This is a genomic window from Komagataeibacter nataicola (genome assembly GCF_003207795.1).
Lineage (GTDB): Bacteria > Pseudomonadota > Alphaproteobacteria > Acetobacterales > Acetobacteraceae > Komagataeibacter > Komagataeibacter nataicola.
Window position 1 is genome coordinate 1 of the sequence record NZ_NIRT01000089.1, and the last position, 936, is coordinate 936.

General features: G+C 65.7%; 1 protein-coding gene. It reads left to right on the top strand.

Annotated elements, in window-relative coordinates; translation table 11 throughout:
* Positions 1–142 precede the first annotated feature (142 nt).
* The gene (locus tag CDI09_RS17385; protein WP_078523681.1) at positions 143–769 is read left to right on the top strand and encodes a hypothetical protein; all 627 of its coding nucleotides are present in this window, start codon (positions 143–145) and stop codon (positions 767–769) included.
* Positions 770–936: the final 167 nt, after the last annotated feature.

Here is a 936-nt window from a genome sequence, read left to right on the forward strand (position 1 = left end):
TCGGCCAGCTATTCGCGCCTGATCCAGATCGCCTATGCCGCCAGCACGTCGGTAACCAACGTGACCGATGTCACACTTTCAGGCGGCACGGTGGACCTGCCCGCCATAACCGGAACGGCCTACCGGGCAGGGACGGTGAGCTTTGGCTGATGTAACGCAGAACGGCTTCGCGCTGCGCATCCGTGCCCTGCTGCCAACCGGCTGGTTCCCGGCGGCTCCCGGAACAGGCGAGACGGAACAGGCCCCGGTGCTCAACGCGCTATTGCAGGGCTTTGGCAGCGTGTTCGCATGGGTGTGGGGCCTGCTGGCCAGCACGACGGACCAGACCCGCCTCGCCACCATGACTGGCGCGTTTCTGGACATGTTCGCCGCTGACTTCTTTGGCACGACACTGACCCGCGCCACGGGTGAGAGCGACGACGCCTTCCGCACCCGCATTGAGGAAGCGCTGTTCCCCTCGCTCGGCACCCGACCTGACGTAATGAACGTGATGGCAGATGAAGTCGGCGCCGAAGGCCGCGTGATCGAGCCGCGCAATGCGACAGACTGCAAGGGGATCGGCACGCTGGTCAGCCCGGCCATTGGGGGCGGATACGGCTATGGCGTGGCCGCCCTGCGCTATGGCTCGCGTGGCGCGCCGTTCCAGCTTTTTGCCCAGTTGCCGACCGGTGACACCAACCCGCCCGCAACACAGACCCTGACCCGCATCGCCGCCGTCATGCCCGCGGGCACGATTGCATGGGTGCAGGACGTGGAGAAAACCGACTGATGGACAGACAGATCGTATACCCCGCGCAGATCCCGCTCGACAGCGACCTGCTCAACGCCCAGCGCAATGCCTTTGTGGGCCTCGGCCACCTTGCGGGTATGGCTTACGGCGAGAATACCGTATCCGCTGGCGGCTTTGCCTGCACGCCGGGCGCCGGGCTTACTGTC